This window comes from Maridesulfovibrio salinus, assembly GCF_055394525.1.
Genome location: NZ_AP042461.1, coordinates 3211380 through 3228996 on the forward strand (window position 1 = coordinate 3211380; position 17617 = coordinate 3228996).

Here is a 17617-nt window from a genome sequence, read left to right on the forward strand (position 1 = left end):
ATGCAGGCATAATATTCATATTTGGAACAAAAAGTCCATACCGACGCACACACCGGAAAGTAGAAATATGCTTTTATTACCCCAAAAAAGATCCTGATCAACGAACGGACTGAATATTCACAGAAAAATCACATTTCTCCCGAAAGCCCTTTTTCAGCAAGGACAGCCTCGGCCAGCGCGTTTATGACACAGGCAGCAAGGGCAGATCCTCCCTTACGCCCTTCAATGCTGATATATGGAATTTCAGCGTAATCCATAAGCAGGGCCTTGGATTCGGCTGCGTTCACAAAGCCTACAGGCATTCCCACAACCAGTGCCGGAACATCCATCCTGCCCTCTTCAATAAGCCGGATCAGCCGGATCAGGGCAGTTGGGGCATTGCCTATAACATGAATCGCCGGCTTGAGCGTGTTGGCGATCATATCCAGAGCGGCATGGGCCCTCGTGGTATTGTTCGACTTGGCGGCGGCAATTACCTCCGGATCATTCATCAGGCAGCGCACTTCGCAGCCCAGCGGATTCATTCGCCGCACAGGAATACCGCAGCGGGCCATTTCCGTATCAGTGACCACGGTACAGCCCTTTCTGAGAGCCTTCAGTCCATTTTCCACCGCCAGTTCATGAAAGTGGACCAGATCAATCAGCTCGAAGTCCGCAGTGGTGTGGACCATACGCCGCACGATCTGCCAGTGCAGTCCTGTATATTTTCTTGGTTCGGGAACTTCTGAATCTATTATTTCAAACGATTTTTTCTCAATATCGCCGGGTCTTCCCACGGCCATCAGCTCTACTTTTCCGGACAAAAATCAGCTCCCTATAATATTGATTGAAGATGAGGTTCCGAGTCTTGACGCTCCTGCCTCTATGAGTTCGCAAGCCTGCTCATAGGTCTTGATACCACCGCTGGCTTTTACTCCGATGGAGTCACCCACGACAGAGCGCATCAGCCGGATATCTTCAACTTTGGCACATCCGGGACCGAACCCGGTGCATGTCTTCACATAAGATACACCCGCTGCGGCGGCGAGTTCACAGGCGGTCTTTTTCTGATCATCATCCAGCAGCCCTGTCTCTATGATGGCTTTGACCGGAACACCGTCAGCTCCTTCAACGGTCATGAGAATATCGTTCATGAAAGTTTTGCGGTCCCCGTTCTTGAGCGCTGAAAGGTTAACCACCATATCCAGTTCCTGCGCGCCTTTTGCCACCGCCCGCATGGCCTCCAGCATTTTTACCTCGGACATATTCGAACCGCAGGGAAAGCCGATTACAGAACACACTTTCGGTGCTTTGCCTTTCAGAATCTCCGCGGCCTGCACAACATGGCAGGGATGAAGGCATACCGAAGCGAACCCATATTGTACAGCCTCTCGGCACAGTTGTTCCACGGCTTCGGTCCCCGCGGCAACGTCAAGTAAAGTGTGATCAATGTACCCGGCCAGATTTTCGATAATCTCCATAACCTTCTCCCTTTTTTTACCGGAACACAAAAAGGAACTGTGGCGCAGCCCTCCTGCATCCACAGACACTATTTCCGGAATTAAAGCAAATCTCCCAGTAAACAAACAGTATGTTAATTAGTGAATGCGGTCAAAAGAAACTTAAACTGCTGAGTAAAATAAAGAGCCCCGGTCAAAACCGGGGCTCTTTATTAATTCTATGCCAGAATCTGTTTGAATAAAACATTATTATCTGCGTTAACGATCTCTTGCCTGATACCTTGCAAGATGCGCTTCCATTTTACGACTGGCAAAGGTGAGCACATAACAGATAATGAAATAAAGAAACGCGATGGTGAGAAATATCTCTGTCGGTGAAGTAAGCGTCCTGTTGTTGACCTGAGTCGCTGTGCGGGTAAGCTCGTTAACCCCGATGATATAAGCCAGCGAGGTATCCTTGGTGAGAGAAACAAACTGGTTCACAAAGGACGGAATCATGTTTCGCAGAGCCTGAGGCAGAATAACATAACGCATGGCCTGAACATGGGAAAGCCCTGTTCCCCGTGCAGCTTCCATCTGACCGCTGGGCAGAGCCTGTACACCGGCTTTTACAATTTCACCTATATAGGCTCCAGTGAAAATGATGAAGGCCACAAGCGCGCAGTCAAATTCCGGCAGGGACTGCCCGAAAATTACCGGGGCAAGAAAGTAAAACCAGAAGATAAGCATGAGCAGTGGAATTCCGCGGATGACTTCAATATAGAAGACCGAAATCCCTTTTACCAGCTTATTGCGGGAAAGACGCATCAGTCCGGCGGCAAGACCGATCCAGAAAGCACCGAAAATACCGAGCACGGCCAGAATGATACTGACAGCCAGACCACCCAGCGGACCATCAGGATAGGCGCCCCAGAGAAAATAATCAAAGTTGTTCCAAACTACATCCCATTGCACGAGACGCCACTCCTAGTATTTAATTTGCAGCAGGAAATGCTTGTTGTACATATTGATCATGAAAGACACGATCAGCGAAATACACAGATAGATCAGGGTCGCCACAGTGAATGCCTCGAAACCATGGAAGGTATAGGATTCGATCTGACGCGCCATGTAGGTCAGGTCCATAACGCCGATGGTCATAACCAGAGACGAGTTTTTGATCAGGTTGAGCGACTGTGAAATGAGCGGCGGAATAATAATTCTGAACGCCTGCGGCAGAATCACGTAGCGGTAGGCCTGCAGGAAAGACAGCCCTGTCGCGCGGGAAGCTTCAAGCTGGTTCTTGGGAATTGAATAAATCCCGGCCCTGATCTCTTCGGCAACAAAAGCGGCTGTATAAACGGTCAGGGAGATAACCCCGGCGGCAAATTCGAAATCATGGTCGTAAAGCCATTCGTTCACCGCTTCGGGCAGGATGGAATATGAGCCGAAATACCAGAAAAATATCTGGATAAGCAAAGGGGTATTCCGGAAAAATTCGACAAAAGCGAAACTGAACCACTCAAACGGCTTGAACTTGGACATACGCATCACCGCGATAACTGTGCCCAGAAGCAGAGTAAGCACGATGGATAAACCCGAGATCTGTAAAGTGGTGATGACCCCGTCGATGAACCACTGACCGTTCTTGCCGGTTAGAACCAGATTCCAATCAAACTGATAATTCAAAGCATCTATCCGTTGTTTTCGGGAGGACCCTTCAAGCAGAGCCCCCCCGTTATCTACACTAATTCCCTAGACGGCTGACCTGCTAAGGCCAAACTTCCATGTTCCAGGTGAGAGGCAGGTAATATTTGGTGTCTGCGCCGAACCACTTGTTGTAGATCTTCTTGTAGTCACCGCTCTTCCACATTTTGATGAGAGCAACGTTGACTGCATCACGGAAGTTGGATTCATTTTCAGGAAGACCGATACCGTAAGGCTCGGGAGAGATGAACTCACCAACGATCTGCCAGTTATCGGGATTGGGATCGGAATTTTTGAGCCCGAGGAGAATGGTGGAGTCAGTGGTTACAGCCTTGACCTTACCCTGCTTGAGAGCGAGGAAAGCCTGAGGGTACCCTTCAAAGGAAAGCACGCGGCAGTCGGGCTGTGCGGCCTGAATGTTCTGCTCGGAAGTGGAGCCTTTAGCAGTACCCACTTTCTTGCCTTTGAGGTCGGCAGCGGAGTTGATACCGGAACCTTTCTTGACCAGAAGTTTCTGACCATCCATGAAGTATGTGATGGAGAAGTCGATGGTGTCATCGCGGGCGATCTTGTGAGTCATGGTTGCAGCGGCCAGATCAATGGAGCCCTGTACAATCATGGGGATACGGGTTGCGGAAGTAACAGGCTTGAATTCAGCTTTAACACCGAGTTCCTTGGCGATGTAGCTACAGATATCGATGTCCATACCAACGAGTTTTTTGGTATCTTCATCAATATAACCGAAAGGAACAACCGCGTCTTTAACGCCGCATACAAGAACACCGCGTTCTTTAACTTCCTGCAGTCTGTCGGCCATTGCGGCAGATGCGCAAAGAGCCATTGCCAGAGCAAACGCAACAACAATTGAGAGTCTTCTCATCAGGTCCTCCTGGACAGGTTAAGGTTACCGTTTCAATGCCGCCGTCCGTGCTGGCGACTACAAAATCTCCTTCAAGAATAACTTGGTTCTTTCATGACTGGGGTTCTTGAAGAACTCCTCAGGAGGAGCCTGTTCAATAACCTCCCCGCCATCCATGAAAATTACACGGTCCGCCACTTCACGGGCAAAGCCCATTTCGTGGGTCACGCAGAGCATGGTCATGCCCTCACGGGCAAGATCCTTCATTACGTTGAGAACTTCGTTGATCATTTCCGGATCGAGCGCAGAAGTGGGCTCGTCAAAGAGCATGGCCTTGGGCTTCATTGCAAGCGCCCTCGCAATGGCGACACGCTGTTGCTGTCCACCGGAAAGTTCAGCGGGATATTTATGGGCCTGATCGTGGATGCCGACCCTTTCAAGCAGGTAAAGTGCTGTTTCCTCGGCCTCGGACTTGGGCATATTGCGCACCTTGAGAGGGGCGAGGGTAACGTTATCGAGAACAGAAAGATGGGGGTAAAGGTTGAACTGCTGAAAAACAATACCGATTTCGGCCCGCAGTTCATTGATGTTTACACTCTTGTCAAGAATGTCCTTGCCGTCGAAAGTGATAGTGCCTTTCTGGTAGTCTTCAAGTCTGTTGATACATCTGATGAAGGTACTCTTACCCGACCCGCTGGGGCCGCATATTACGAGAACTTCACCTTTATCGACATGGTCGTTGATACCTTTAAGTACATGGAAATCCCCGTACCACTTGTGGAGATTCTTAATTTCAATCATAGACATAGTGCTTAACTCCAAACTCCCGTACCGTTTATAAATTCAGGACAGGCTGCGTATGCAGAAAAAAGCCGGTTTTTTAAAGATGAGGCAGCCTTTTTTAAGATTCCCGGCAAGAACGCCCAGAATTCAAGAGTGAGAAATTTTTATAGCCTAAAACAAGGAAAAGTCAAGGAAATCGCACCATTTTTCCATTTATGTACAATAGTGAAAATAATCTCCCCATTTTGCTAAACCGCGAAAATAGACCTTCTATAACAGACATACACCAATGAATGCAAAGCCCTGAAAATCAAGACCTGCCAACCTGATGAACTCTATAACATCTTTCCTGACAGGAAGAAAATAAATATACAAAAAAGAAAATATTTTTCCGCGTCACACAGGAAAAAATATTTTTTTTCCTTATTTTTAATAATAAACCAAAGAACTATGTGCTATTTTAAGCTAATCCCGACAAAAATTCCTTAATGCTCCAAGAGCTCTACCCGTCCAAGAAGCACCCCTGCCCCACACATCCCTTTATCTGTCCCGCTTTTCGCAAGCCAGTCACCCAAATCAACGCTAAAACCAGATTTTCCAAAGTTGTTATTTTGTTGATTGATCAAACAATCTACAGATGAAGCCTTTAATCTTCCCAAAGTAATTCGGTTAAAAGGCACAGGAAATGGAGATTCCAAATCCACTCGAGACTGATTCGGGAACTTTTCGAATTTCTGAACGAATAAGATACTGTGCATCGGATACATGCACTCAAAGGAAATAATCGGCAACATCCCTAAGAAACAGTAATAAAATCAGGAACGGCGGCTAACAACGCATCTCATAAAAAAGGCGGGCCCGGTAAAACCGGACCCGCCTGAGTCTGACAACTAATTTAAAAACAATCGCTAGAAAGTGCCAGATGCCATATATAGGTAACATACCGCAACGAAGCGTTATTGGACACCCGTGAGTTTCAGTCTTTTTATTCAGCTTCGACTGTACAGCCGCAACTTTAAAACACCATCAACAGCACACTTTAAATTCTAATCATCGACAATAAAAGCTACCGCGCAGGCTCCGGGACCACTGTGCAGGCCAAGCACCGGGGAAGCTTCGGTGATGAACTCCGGCGCAACACCGAACTCATCCTTAAGAATTCTGGCAAAATGCTCGGCAGTTTTCGGAGCATCAGCGTGAGAGATGGCGTAGCGCATATTGCCTTTTCCGTATGCGTTTTCCCGGACTATTTTCAGCAGAGCGTCTTCCTGACGTTTACGTCCGAAGGACTTAGCCACAACCCGGGGTTTACCTTCACCGGCAAACTGCAGAATCGGCTTGATATTGAGAGCCTTGGCAATGAAGCCCTGCCCTTTGCTCATGCGGCCGCCGCGGACAGCATAATCAAGGGTATCAATGGTCACGAAAATTTTGACATTTTCAATGGCACGGTCCGCGACACGTTTGACTTCAGCAGCGGAAGCACCGTTTCTGGCGGCGCGGGCAGCTTCAAGAACCGGGAGTCCAAGACCTACCGAAAGCTGCTTGGCATCAAAGGCGCGTACATTTTCAAAAGAACTGCTGGCTGTCAGGGCATTCTGGTAAGTACCGCTGAGAGCCTTTGCAACGTGCAATGAAACAACATCATTGTAATCGGAACTGGCAGCGGCATAGGCCCGCTTCATGTCACCCGGAGAAGGCTGGGAGGTGTGCGCTTTTTCAGTATCGGGAAGCGCCTTGTAAAATTCAGCCGGGGTCATGGTCACCTGATCGATGAACTCACGACCGTCAATGGAAAGACGCATGGGAACAACACGGATGTCATACTCCTTACAAATCTCGGCAGGAATATCGCAGGTGCTGTCTGTAACAATGCCCACTTTAACATTATCATCCAGCAGACGCTTGTGCTGAACGAGCATGTCATCAACCTTGCGTTTGTCCACTCTTCCGTAACCGGAAACAATCTTCTCCACCGCGTCGGGATCGTTGGTATGGATATGCACCTTAACGGAACCGGGCATACCCGCCACGATCAGGCTGTCGCCCATTTCGCGGATGTTCTCACGGATAGCTTCCTTATCAACGGACTCGCCCTTGATGAGAAATTCGGTGCAGTATCTGAAGTCCAGTTTATCAACCGCGACTTTGTCCTGAACACCCTGAACATCCAGAGAGGAATTTTTAGTGGAAAGAAAACTTTTCTCGATTCTGCCTTTATCCAGAAGCTCCATAATACCTTCAAGGAGGTAAACAAAGCCCTGCGCTCCGGCGTCCACAACACCGGCGGTCTTGAGTTCCGCGAGTTTCTCGGTGGTGGATTTCGCAGATCCACGCGCGAATTCAAGGGAATCGGAAAGAAGATGGTAGAAGTCCTTGTATTTGGACTCATTGGCGTCCAGATGGGCGGCCCAATCTCTGATTACACTGAGAATGGTTCCTTCCTTTGGCTCGGAAATAGCTTCACATGAACGCTTTGCGGCCATGGACGCAGCCCGGGAGAAATCCGCGGGAGAAATCTTGGAAAGGTCTTTGACTCCTTCCGCAAAACCGCACAGAAACTGCGCCAGAATCGCGCCGGAGTTACCTTTGGCTCCATCAAGGGCGGATTCCGCGATGATGTTGCTCATTTTTTCAAGTGAACGTTCTACGGATTTACCTGTGGAACTCACGATACTGTGCATGGTTCCGGCCATGTTGGCCCCGGTGTCTCCGTCGGGAACGGGAAAGACATTGATGGCATCCAGATGCGGAGAATTGGCGATAAGCTTGCTTGCAGCAGCCACGACCCCTCTTCTGAATCTCACACCGTCAACATAATCGATTTTTACGGTATTTGCTGATTCCATATATTTATGACTGGCTTAATGTTTTCGAAAAGCATGTGTCAATAATGTAACACAGGCTTTCCCTTAGTGCCTTCAATGGGGTATCTTTGCAAGTTATTTTGCAAATAAATACAACAATGTCTTTTTCTGTTCAACTAAATTTAACAAAGACGCTTCAAAGCAGCTCAGCTTTGGTGTATATCTTGTTCAAATATTTTAAGTGTAAGGAGACTCTTCAGATGAAAGGCCGCACAACAAGAAAATCACCTCCCGTTAAAGTGGTACTTGCCTTAATGCTTTCCCTGTCACTCACATGCTCTATTCTGTACGGCTGTGACAAGAAGAAGCAGCCCACACAGCAGACCCCGCCCGCCCCTGTCGCAATAGGTAAATCTGAACTGAAGAACACTCCCTACTACCTGCAGGCGATCGGAACCGTGAAAGCCATCGACTCCATCACGGTCCGCTCCCGTGTTACCGGCTACCTGAGCAAAATTTTCATAAAGAACGGGGAATACGTCAAGAAAGGACAGCAGCTCTTCACCATGGACCCATCCCCTTATGAGGCGTCAATCCGCCAGCTCAAGGCTGAGCTTGCCTCAGACACCACTAAATACCAGCAGGCCAAAAAGGATTACGACAGGTACAGAGACCTCGTCAGGCGTAAAGTAGTAAGTGAAGAAAACTTTGAACAGAAACGGCTGGACATGAAAACAGCCAGTGACGCCATTGCGGTTACACAGGCCAAACTGCAGAATGCGCGCAACGATCTCAATTACTGCTTTATCCGCTCCCCCATTGACGGCCTTGCCGGATACATCAACCTTACAGCAGGGAACCTCATTGAAGAGAACAAGGACGAACTGGTTGTAATCAACAAAATCTCCCCCATAGCCGTCAACTTCTACCTGCCGCAGAAATACCTGCCGGAAGTCCAGAAATACGCCGCCAATGCCACTCTGGAAGTCACCGCCATAACCGAAGGAGTCGAACACCCTGAAATCGGAAGTCTGAACTTCATTGATAACAATGTGGATATAAACACTGGAACCGTCTGGATGCAGGCAACTTTTGAAAACAGCGATCACATCCTGTGGCCCGGCAACTATGTGGAAATCAGGCTCAGACTTTATAATGAAAAAGTTATCCAGATTCCCATGCAGGCCACCTGCACCGGACCGAAAGGAAAATTTGTCTGGGTAATGCACAGCAACAGCACAGTTGATATGCGCCCGGTAACTGTGCAGCGCCGCTCCGGAAAGGTCGATATCATCACCGAAGGACTCAAGGATCAGGAAACCATCGTTACTGACGGGCAGCTTAGGCTCTACCCCGGCGCGAAAGTAGCGGTTAAAAAAACTGAAAGCTCCGGCGGGACCGCGGCAGAAGGAAGCGGTGATTAGCCATGAATATCACCGAAACCTTTATCAGACGTCCGGTCATGACCACACTGGTGGTCATAGGCATGGTGTTTTTCGGGATAGTCGGCTACCTCAACCTGCCGGTGAGCTACCTGCCCGCCGTGGAATTCCCGACCCTGCAGGTAACGGCCTCGCTGCCGGGAGCCAGTCCCTCGACCATGGCATCATCGGTCGCAACGCCATTGGAAAAGGAATTCACTTCAACCCCGGGACTGCGTTCCATGAGTTCAGTAAACTCGCAGGGCCAGACCCAGATCACCCTGCAGTTTGATCTTGACCGGGACATTGACGGAGCGGCTTCGGATACTCAGGCCGCCATATCAAGGGCCAGCGGTAACCTGCCTTCGGACCTGCCCCAGCCCCCCTATTACGAAAAAGTAAACCCGGCGGACGACCCGGTGCTCTATATGGCTATCTGGTCCGAATCAATGCCCATCCACAAGGTCAACGAGTACACCACCACTTTTCTGACCGACTCCATCTCAATGGTCAACGGTGTGTCTAAGGTCGATATATACGGTGAATCAAAGCTTGCGGTGAGGGTGAGGGTCGATCCCCAGAAGCTTGCCGCCCGCAAAATAGACATTGATGACGTACGCGAGGCAATCGCAGAACAGAACGTCAAGGAGCCTGTGGGAACACTGGACAACAAACTCCAGGCGGTAACCGTGGAAGCCACCGGGCAGCTCAAGAATGCCGATGAATTCATGCCCATGATTTTCGAATCCAAAGACGGGCGCACGGTGCGTCTTTCCGAAATCGGTGAAGTGATCAACTCTGTCCAATCGGACAAGTCCGGTTCATGGGTTAACGGCAAACGGGCTATCATCATCGCCATCAAGAAACAGCCCGGCTCCAATACAATAGAAGTATGCAAAACCATCATCAGCATGCTGCCCACCATCCGGCAGCAGATTCCGGCCGGAATCAACATGAAGGTCCTCTACGACCGCTCAATTCCCATCGAAGAAGCTGTGGATGATGTTCAGGTAACCCTGATGCTGGCCATTTTCTTTGTAATCTGCGTAATTTTCTTTTTCCTGAAAAACTTTTCCGCAACACTGATCGCTTCGGTGGCGGTTCCGGTTTCCATCGTTTTCACTTTCGCCATCATGTATGTGCTGGGCTATTCGCTTGATACGCTCTCGCTGCTGGCACTGACGCTGTCGGTGGGATTCGTGGTGGATGACGCTGTGGTCATGATCGAGAACATCGTCCGCCATCTGGAGATGGGCAAGAAACCCTATCAGGCCGCTCTGGAAGGTGCAAAGCAGATCACCTTCACCATTATATCCATGACCCTTTCACTGGCGGTGGTCTTCATTCCGCTGATGTACATGTCCGGGATCATCGGGCGCATACTGCATGAATTCGCCATGACCATCACCGTGGCAATCCTCGCTTCCGGCGTTGTCTCCCTGACCATGACCCCCATGCTGGCCAGCCGCATTCTCAAACCGGGCAGCAAGCTTTCGGAATCAGACCCCTTCTTTGACTTCCTGCTCCGCCAGTATGACCGCTCCCTGCACTTTGTAATGCGCCACCGGCACTGGACAATGGTTGCCGCGGGATTGATTCTTCTCGCCACCATCCATTTCTTTATCGCCATCCCCAAAGGTTTTCTGCCAACGGACGATATGAGCTACTGTCAGGGATTCGCACAGGCCAAACAGGGAATATCCTACGATTCAATGAAGGATCACATCAAAGAACTTGAGCCCATCCTGATGGCAGACAAAAACATCAAGGACGTTGTTACCGTTGCCGGAGCACCCGTCAAAAACCAGGGCTACATATTCCCCATGCTCGTTCCGCCCGGAGAACGCAAGATGACCGCTGATGAAGTGGCGAGAAACCTGATGTACAAGCTTAACAACAGCCCCGGTATAATGTGCTGGATTCAGAATCCGCCCATGATCAGGCTCTCGGCAAAATCAACCAAGAACCTGTACCAGTATACCCTGCAGGCTCCGGACCAGAGGGAACTTTATTCCATCGCTCCGGAATTCGAAATGGACCTGCGGCAGATTCCGTTCCTGACCGGACTGACCTCGGACCTCATGGACAGCAACCCGGAACTCTGGGTCAAGATAGACCGGGACAAGGCTTCCTTCTACAATGTAACCGCCCATGATATTGAAAATACTCTCAACTCCGCTTACTCGGAACGCAAGGTTTCAACAATCTACGGCGATACTGACCAGTACTGGGTTATCCTGCAGGTTCTTCCCTACAACCAGCGGGACCCCCGTGATCTCATGAAACTGCACGTAGCCAACAAAAATGGCGACCTTATCCGCATGGACAGCATTGCCACATTTGAGGAAAAACCCGGGCCCATGCAGGTCAACCATACGGGTATGCTGCCTTCTGTAACCTATTCTTTCAACATTGCCCCCGGCTATTCACTCAGTGACGCCACCGGAGCCATCAACAAACTTGCGCTCGACAAACTGCCGGATACCGTTGTTTCGAACTTCGAAGGAACAGCGGACGAATTCCAGAAATCCATGTCCAGCGTATTTTTCCTGCTGATTGTGGCGGTCTTTGTGATTTATATGATTCTGGGGATTCTCTATGAAAGTGCAATCCATCCGATCACAATCATCTCCGGTCTGCCCTCGGCGGCGATCGGCGGACTGCTGACCCTGACCCTGTTCGGAAAGGACCTCGACCTTTTCGGCATTGTGGGGGTTATCATGCTGATCGGTATCGTCAAGAAAAACGCTATCATGGTCGTGGACTTTGCTTTGGAGGCAGAGGAGAAAGACAACCTTTCGCCCTCAGAAGCGGCCATGAAAGGATCACTGGAAAGATTCCGACCGATCATGATGACCACTATAGCCGCCATTGCCGGAGCCATGCCCATCGCCCTCGGCCTCGGAGCCGGAGCACAGGCCCGCCAGCCCATGGGACTTGCGATCGTGGGTGGACTGATTCTATCGCAGGTGGTGACACTCTATCTTACCCCTGTAGTTTACACTTACATGGATTCCTACCAGAAATGGTCCTATGAACGCGGCCGCGCCAAGCGTGAACTACTCGGTATCCCGCACAAATTCGACAATCAGGGATAAGCACATAGAATCCGGGAAAACACCGGATCAGCAAAATAAAACCCCGGACTGAAATTCATCAGTCCGGGGTTGTAAGTTAAACTTTTCAATCAGTAGTTAAACTACCAGTCCATCATCTCTACCGCACTCTTCATGTCAGGGCGGATATTCAAATAACGGTCCATGTACAGCATCTTCATATTCTTGGAGATTCTTTCACTCATATCGGTAAAAACGACCATACCGCCGTTTTCATTAGCCTTCTTATGAGCGGTTATAAGAATGCCGAGCCCTACGCTGTCAATGGAATCCACAAACCGAAGGTTGATGATAATCTTGCAGCCCACCTCATCGGCAGCATTATACAGAACCTTCTTGAAAAACTTTCTGGTTGCGTTGTTGAGAGGTCCCTTGGGCGCAAAAATGGTGAATTCACCCTTCTGGCGTTCGATCAGGTCAAAGGGAGTGTCAACAACATGATTGATGTCCAGGTCAAGATCCCGACCTGTGTCATTATTTTGTCCTACCGGATTTGCGTGTAAATTCCGGATGTTGACCCCTCTACCGGTATTTATGTTACGTTCTGCTATGTTAGTCATAATACGTTCTCTGCAGCAACCGTGCCTACATTTACTGAAAATCTCCCTCCCTCAATTCACAGTACGGCATGGTTTCCATATATCTGAGAAAACCATAGCAAAAAACATACTGTTTTGGAATGCTATTTACATATAAAATAAACAGAAACAAGAAGTTGGGCTTAATAATGAGCAATCAGTCCAAGTTAAGTCAGAATAAAATCATTGCTGGTATATTCCGGCAGGATAATCAGGTAACGCACTCCTGCAGCAGGCAGTATTCATCACTGCCCTTTGCGGGAAGAACCACGCCCTGAGATGAGCGACCGTCAACTTTAAGGGTGATGGGAGCGGGCAGGCGGATGTGGCTGACATACTTACCGGACTCGACCGCATGCTGCGAAGTGAACCAGTCCCAGTCCATGAGATTACCGGGTTTATCAAGCACCATCAGGTAGTTGATGCCCAGAGTGGTGATATTATGGAAAAAGTGCGAGCCTTGGGAAGGTTCAACCTTCAGGCTTTCGGTGGAAGTTTCAACTATGGCGGAAACGCCGGAAATATCAGGCCACTCAACTGGAATACCCAGCCAGTGGTCCGCGGACCCCCAACGCCCCGGACCGGCAAGAAGGTACTTGCGTTCCTGTTTGACCAGCGCACCGTTCATTGACGCTATCTCAAGAGCAATTTCACGGGTTTTGGCAACGTCAAAGGAATCGGGGCGGACGATGAGTATGTCTTCGATGTCTGTCTTTTCGGCGTTGCCGAGGGCATGCGTTGATATACAGACCGCATTTTTTAAATCATCCTCTTCAATACTGACCTGATTAAGGTCCGCACGAGCACTCATGGGGCGCAGTTGCAGCAGATGAAATTCCGGTTTGCGGCTGTCTTCAAAAAGCTTAACCGCGAACTCGATTTCCACCGGACCGCCCATACCTTTCTCCGCCAGTTTGAGCACGTCTCCAAGCACCGAGGCCAGAGGAATCAGTTTATGTTTGAGAACCGGAGCAAAAAGAATGACCTTGGGGCCGGGGACATGGGCCGTATCCCTTATCCTTTCCTCTTCCGGAATATAGGTGGAAGCAAGCATTTTTACCGGAGTGGAGTCTTCAAAATCAGCGATGTCGAGTTTTTCGAGGTTGGCGTTGTCGTGAATGCTGTGGAGTTCCCCGTTCTGCATCTGCAGGGCGTAAAATGATGTCTGGGCGTTCTTGAGAGAATCGGAAAGGGTCGGACACTGCGGCAGAATCTTGGGATACCTGGGAGAGAAGCGGATACACTGTTCCCCGTCCACCACGGATTTTCCGATGCCGAGGGCGATTGTGGCAACCCCGTGTTCCGGCTTCATCTTACCGAAGGGATAATAGTTATAGGACTGCCCCACACCGGACAAGGCTGGAAAATAGTAATCTCCATGCCTTTCGCCCACCATCTCCTGAATAATGACCGCCATTTTCTCTTCATCGGTCCGCTGGTTCACCCGCCGGGAAAACGACTTCGGAGCTTTATAGTAAGTGGAAGCCCAGACCAGCTTGATGGCATCCACAAGCTGCCGCAGCCGCTGCTCGATATCCGGATGGTCGTTGGAAATCATATAGGTGGAGTAAAGTCCGGCGTAAGCCTGATACTGGGCATCCTCCAGCAGGCTGGATGAACGGATGGAAAGCGGATAGCGGACTTCATGCAGATAAGCCCAGAGCTGAGCTTCAATCCAGCCGGGGAAAAAGGCTTCGTCAAAAATTTCGGCAACCTTCTCATCCTCCACATCTGCGGTAGCAAGGTAGGAGAGGTCGTTCATCTCCATGAAATCATCAAAGCCTGATGTTCCGATAGTCAATGTCCTGGGGGCCTTTATGACCATCCCGGAATATTTTTCATGCAGCCACTGGTTACGGTTGATCATGGAACAGATAAAAGCGATTCCCCTCGCCTTGCCGCCAAGGGAACCAGAACCGATTTTAAGGAAATCCGTATCCGGATCAAAATCTTTGGGGTTGAAGGAGACAATGACGCCCTGCTGTCTTTGCATGCGTCTTTGCCGAATAAGCCCGATGAGGTGGGTGCGGTGGCTTTCCCAGTCGGGAAAATCCCCGGCCCGCAAAGGCCTTATCCTGTTGGCCAGAGTGATTTCCGTACGGGCGTAGAACCAGCGGGAAAAATCATTACGGCTGCAATGCCGCTTGAAAATATCCTCGGGCATGTTTTCGAGAATGCGTTCCAGAGTATACAGGCTTCCGGCGCGTCCGACCTCGTTGTCATCAAGGTCACGCACAACAAAATCACCGAACCCCAGATGGTCGACCACGAACTTGCGGACCGCGCTCATCAGCTCCGGTGAATTCTTATCCACAAAACAGGCCTGAAGCGATTCAGCCCGTTCCCTGTTTTCCGGCTCGTTACTCGCCAGCAGCAGAGGGATATCCGCGCGGTGAGATTTGATTTCCTTGAGCAGCTCAATCCCTGCATTGCCGTCCAGCCTGTTCATCCTCGGAAAACGCACATCGGAAATTACCCCGAGAATATAAGGCTCGTATTTTTCAAAAAGACCGACAGCCTCCTCGTATGTTCTGGCCGTAAGAATCTTGGGACGGGCTCGCATGGTCAGTAAACGGTGCTCGGAATTAAGTCCCTCCTCCATCAATGCCTGCGTCTGGCGCACAAGTTCCTTGTAGAGGATAGGCAGCAGGGATGCCAGATAACGGGGGGAATCCTCGACAACGATAATGACCCGGATTCCGACCTCACTGGTATCGTGCTCGACGTTCAGCAGGTCCTCAAGGTTTTTGACGATGGCCACCAGAAGTTCGGCGTCACCGGACCATACAAACTGGCGGTCGGTTCCGTCGCAGAGCTCCTCATCCGATACCGCAAGCTGCTTATGGGCAAGCATGGCGACCGGAATGCCGGGAATCTTCTCCTTGATTCTCCTGCCCATGGAACAGCAGTTCATATTGGTGAGATGCGGCATCAGGATGACCAGATCAAAAAAGCGCACGTCCAGCAGGTCCAGTGCTTCTTCAATATTAGAGACCCAGGTGAGCCTCGGCGGACGGCTGAGATTCAGTCCTCGGTACTCGCTGACGATCCTCTCGGAGATACGGCTGTCCTCTTCCATCACCCATGCGTCATAAGGGCTTGAGATAAGCAGTATATCCCTGACTTTGATCTGCATCAGATCATGATAGAGAGTGAACTTGCCGCTCTGCCCCTCCAGAAAGGTCATTTTATCTTCCATCGCTCCCTGCCTGCTGTTCACCTGAGTTTGCCGTAATTCATAAGAATTCAATAAAAAGAAGCATACCGCATAAATCTTCCGAGGTCCGCCCCAGAGATTACCCCGCAGACTGCCCCCGTGGGCTATAAAATAAGAAAACACCGGAACAAAGTATAACTGCTTATACAAAAGTTTCAGTGTTTATCCGGTTGCACCGCGTCCAGTGCTTTACAGACTGTCAGGAACGGACGGCGGGAGCTCCGCCGTCCGCCCTTTCAGGAAATTAAAGCACAGAATATAAGACAGAACGTTTTTACACAACACCTTGATCAATCATCGCCTGAGCCACCTTTGAGAATCCGGCGATATTAGCGCCGTTCACATAGTTGAAGGGAGTGCCGTAGCTTTCAGCAGTGTGCAGGCAGGACTTGTGAATATTGTGCATGATAATCTTGAGACGTTCATCCACCTCATCACGGGTCCAGTTCAGGCGCATGCTGTTCTGGCTCATCTCAAGACCGGATACGGACACGCCGCCCGCGTTGGCGGCCTTGCCCGGGCCGTAGAGAAGTCCGCTGTTCAGGAAAATATCCACACCCTCGGGCATGGTGGGCATATTCGCGCCTTCGGATACAACCTTTACACCATTGGACACCAGATTGGCTGCGTCCTTGGCATTGATTTCGTTCTGGGTGGCGGAAGGAAAGGCGCAGTCAGCCTTGTGGCTCCAGAGAGGATTGTAATCGCCATCCGGGTCCACGGGAGTATAAACAGCTTCAGGATACTTTTCGACATACTCCTTCACCCTGCCGCGGCGGACATTTTTAAGCTGCATGATATAATCCAGCTTTTCGCGGTCCACGCCCTTTTCATCGTAAATATAACCGGATGAATCGGAAAAGGTGACCGGAATGGAACCAAGCTCAAGCAACTTTTCCATGGTGTACTGGGCAACGTTGCCCGAACCGGAAACAAGCGAGGTGGTTCCTTCAAGGGTTCTGCCCTTGGCATTCAGCATCTCAGCCGCAAAGTAAACCGAACCGTAACCGGTGGCCTCGGGCCTGATCAGGCTTCCGCCCCAGTTGAGACCTTTTCCGGTAAGCACTCCGGTGAACTCGTTACGCACTTTCTTGTACATGCCAAACATGTAACCAATTTCACGAGCCCCGACCCCGATATCGCCGGCGGGGATATCAGTATCCGGGCCGATGTGACGGGAAAGCTCAAGCATGAAGCTCTGACAGAAGCGCATCACTTCCATATCCGACTTGCCCTTGGGGTCAAAATCGGAGCCCCCCTTGCCGCCGCCCATGGGAAGCGAAGTCAGCGCGTTCTTGAAGACCTGTTCAAAGGCCAGAAATTTGAGAATGCCGAGGTTCACCGAAGGGTGAAAACGCAGACCGCCTTTATAGGGACCTATCGCGCTGTTCATTTCAACCCGGAAGCCCCGGTTGACATGAACATCACCATCATCGTCCGCCCAGGGAACACGAAACATGATCACCCGCTCCGGCTCCACAATCCGCTCCATAATCCCGGCACTGCGGTATTCCGGGTTGCGGTCAAGAACAGGCTTGATCGATTCTACAACCTCGCTCACAGCCTGATGGAATTCACGTTCATTAGGGTCCCTGTTTTTGACCAGTTCCAAAATATCCATTCAAAGCCTCCTGATCGGCTTTAAGCAGTTGAAAGATTAAAATTCAGCAGCCATCAATTAATTTTTACTTCTTTATTCCACCACTAAACG

At 50.1% G+C, this 17617-nt stretch carries 12 protein-coding genes; 2 read left to right on the top strand and 10 right to left on the bottom strand.

Going from position 1 to position 17617, the window contains the following annotated elements:
• Positions 1-128: 128 nt before the first annotated feature.
• From ACZ5PW_RS14615 to ACZ5PW_RS14645, 7 genes are all read right to left on the bottom strand, one after another.
• Positions 129-803 carry a precorrin-8X methylmutase gene (locus ACZ5PW_RS14615; protein WP_464554988.1) on the bottom strand — a complete coding sequence of 225 codons (675 nt, stop codon included), beginning with the start codon at positions 801-803 and terminating at the stop codon, positions 129-131.
• Between the two features lie 3 nt (positions 804-806).
• Entirely contained in the window at positions 807-1460 is a 654-nt protein-coding gene (deoC, locus tag ACZ5PW_RS14620; protein WP_464554990.1) for a deoxyribose-phosphate aldolase, read from the bottom strand.
• 237 nt (positions 1461-1697) lie between these two features.
• Positions 1698-2393, bottom strand: a complete 696-nt coding sequence (locus ACZ5PW_RS14625) for an amino acid ABC transporter permease (RefSeq protein ID WP_464554993.1) — start codon at positions 2391-2393, stop codon at positions 1698-1700.
• A 12-nt stretch (positions 2394-2405) separates the two neighbouring features.
• Positions 2406-3107, bottom strand: coding sequence for an amino acid ABC transporter permease (locus tag ACZ5PW_RS14630; protein WP_464554995.1), 702 nt, complete (start codon positions 3105-3107; stop codon positions 2406-2408).
• An 82-nt stretch (positions 3108-3189) separates the two neighbouring features.
• Positions 3190-4005, bottom strand: coding sequence for an ABC transporter substrate-binding protein (locus ACZ5PW_RS14635; RefSeq protein WP_464554996.1), 816 nt, complete (start codon positions 4003-4005; stop codon positions 3190-3192).
• Between the two features lie 57 nt (positions 4006-4062).
• On the bottom strand, positions 4063-4791 hold the full coding sequence (locus tag ACZ5PW_RS14640; RefSeq protein ID WP_464554999.1) for an amino acid ABC transporter ATP-binding protein: 729 nt from the start codon (positions 4789-4791) through the stop codon (positions 4063-4065).
• Positions 4792-5813: 1022 nt separating this feature from the next.
• On the bottom strand, positions 5814-7616 hold the full coding sequence (locus tag ACZ5PW_RS14645; RefSeq protein WP_464555001.1) for a DAK2 domain-containing protein: 1803 nt from the start codon (positions 7614-7616) through the stop codon (positions 5814-5816).
• 218 nt (positions 7617-7834) lie between these two features.
• On the opposite strand from ACZ5PW_RS14645, the gene ACZ5PW_RS14650 reads away from it, so the two are divergent.
• Both ACZ5PW_RS14650 and ACZ5PW_RS14655 read left to right on the top strand, forming a co-directional pair.
• Positions 7835-8998: an efflux RND transporter periplasmic adaptor subunit gene (locus tag ACZ5PW_RS14650; protein WP_464555004.1), complete on the top strand. Its 1164-nt coding sequence runs from the start codon at positions 7835-7837 to the stop codon at positions 8996-8998.
• 2 nt (positions 8999-9000) lie between these two features.
• A complete protein-coding gene (locus ACZ5PW_RS14655) occupies positions 9001-12093 on the top strand; it encodes an efflux RND transporter permease subunit (RefSeq protein ID WP_464555008.1) in 3093 nt (1030 codons plus the stop codon).
• A gap of 101 nt (positions 12094-12194) precedes the next feature.
• Here ACZ5PW_RS14655 and ACZ5PW_RS14660 read toward each other — a convergent pair whose 3' ends face one another.
• From ACZ5PW_RS14660 to gdhA, 3 genes are all read right to left on the bottom strand, one after another.
• Positions 12195-12671 (bottom strand): STAS domain-containing protein, encoded by a 477-nt coding sequence (locus ACZ5PW_RS14660; protein ID WP_464555013.1) that lies wholly within the window; start codon positions 12669-12671, stop codon positions 12195-12197.
• A 229-nt stretch (positions 12672-12900) separates the two neighbouring features.
• Positions 12901-15888: a PEP/pyruvate-binding domain-containing protein gene (locus tag ACZ5PW_RS14665; protein WP_464555016.1), complete on the bottom strand. Its 2988-nt coding sequence runs from the start codon at positions 15886-15888 to the stop codon at positions 12901-12903.
• Positions 15889-16180: 292 nt separating this feature from the next.
• Positions 16181-17527, bottom strand: coding sequence for an NADP-specific glutamate dehydrogenase (gdhA, locus tag ACZ5PW_RS14670; protein ID WP_464555019.1), 1347 nt, complete (start codon positions 17525-17527; stop codon positions 16181-16183).
• Positions 17528-17617 lie beyond the last annotated feature (90 nt).

What these genes read in the sequence shown, in the direction of transcription:
- deoC (WP_464554990.1), bottom strand. Translation starts at nt 1,460, where the DNA reads ATGGAGATTATCGAAAATCTGGCCGGGTACATTGATCACACTTTACTT.
- ACZ5PW_RS14635 (WP_464554996.1), bottom strand. Translation starts at nt 4,005, where the DNA reads ATGAGAAGACTCTCAATTGTTGTTGCGTTTGCTCTGGCAATGGCTCTT.
- ACZ5PW_RS14640 (WP_464554999.1), bottom strand. Translation starts at nt 4,791, where the DNA reads ATGTCTATGATTGAAATTAAGAATCTCCACAAGTGGTACGGGGATTTC.
- ACZ5PW_RS14645 (WP_464555001.1), bottom strand. Translation starts at nt 7,616, where the DNA reads ATGGAATCAGCAAATACCGTAAAAATCGATTATGTTGACGGTGTGAGA.
- ACZ5PW_RS14650 (WP_464555004.1), top strand. Translation starts at nt 7,835, where the DNA reads ATGAAAGGCCGCACAACAAGAAAATCACCTCCCGTTAAAGTGGTACTT.
- ACZ5PW_RS14655 (WP_464555008.1), top strand. Translation starts at nt 9,001, where the DNA reads ATGAATATCACCGAAACCTTTATCAGACGTCCGGTCATGACCACACTG.
- ACZ5PW_RS14660 (WP_464555013.1), bottom strand. Translation starts at nt 12,671, where the DNA reads ATGACTAACATAGCAGAACGTAACATAAATACCGGTAGAGGGGTCAAC.
- ACZ5PW_RS14665 (WP_464555016.1), bottom strand. Translation starts at nt 15,888, where the DNA reads ATGGAAGATAAAATGACCTTTCTGGAGGGGCAGAGCGGCAAGTTCACT.
- gdhA (WP_464555019.1), bottom strand. Translation starts at nt 17,527, where the DNA reads ATGGATATTTTGGAACTGGTCAAAAACAGGGACCCTAATGAACGTGAA.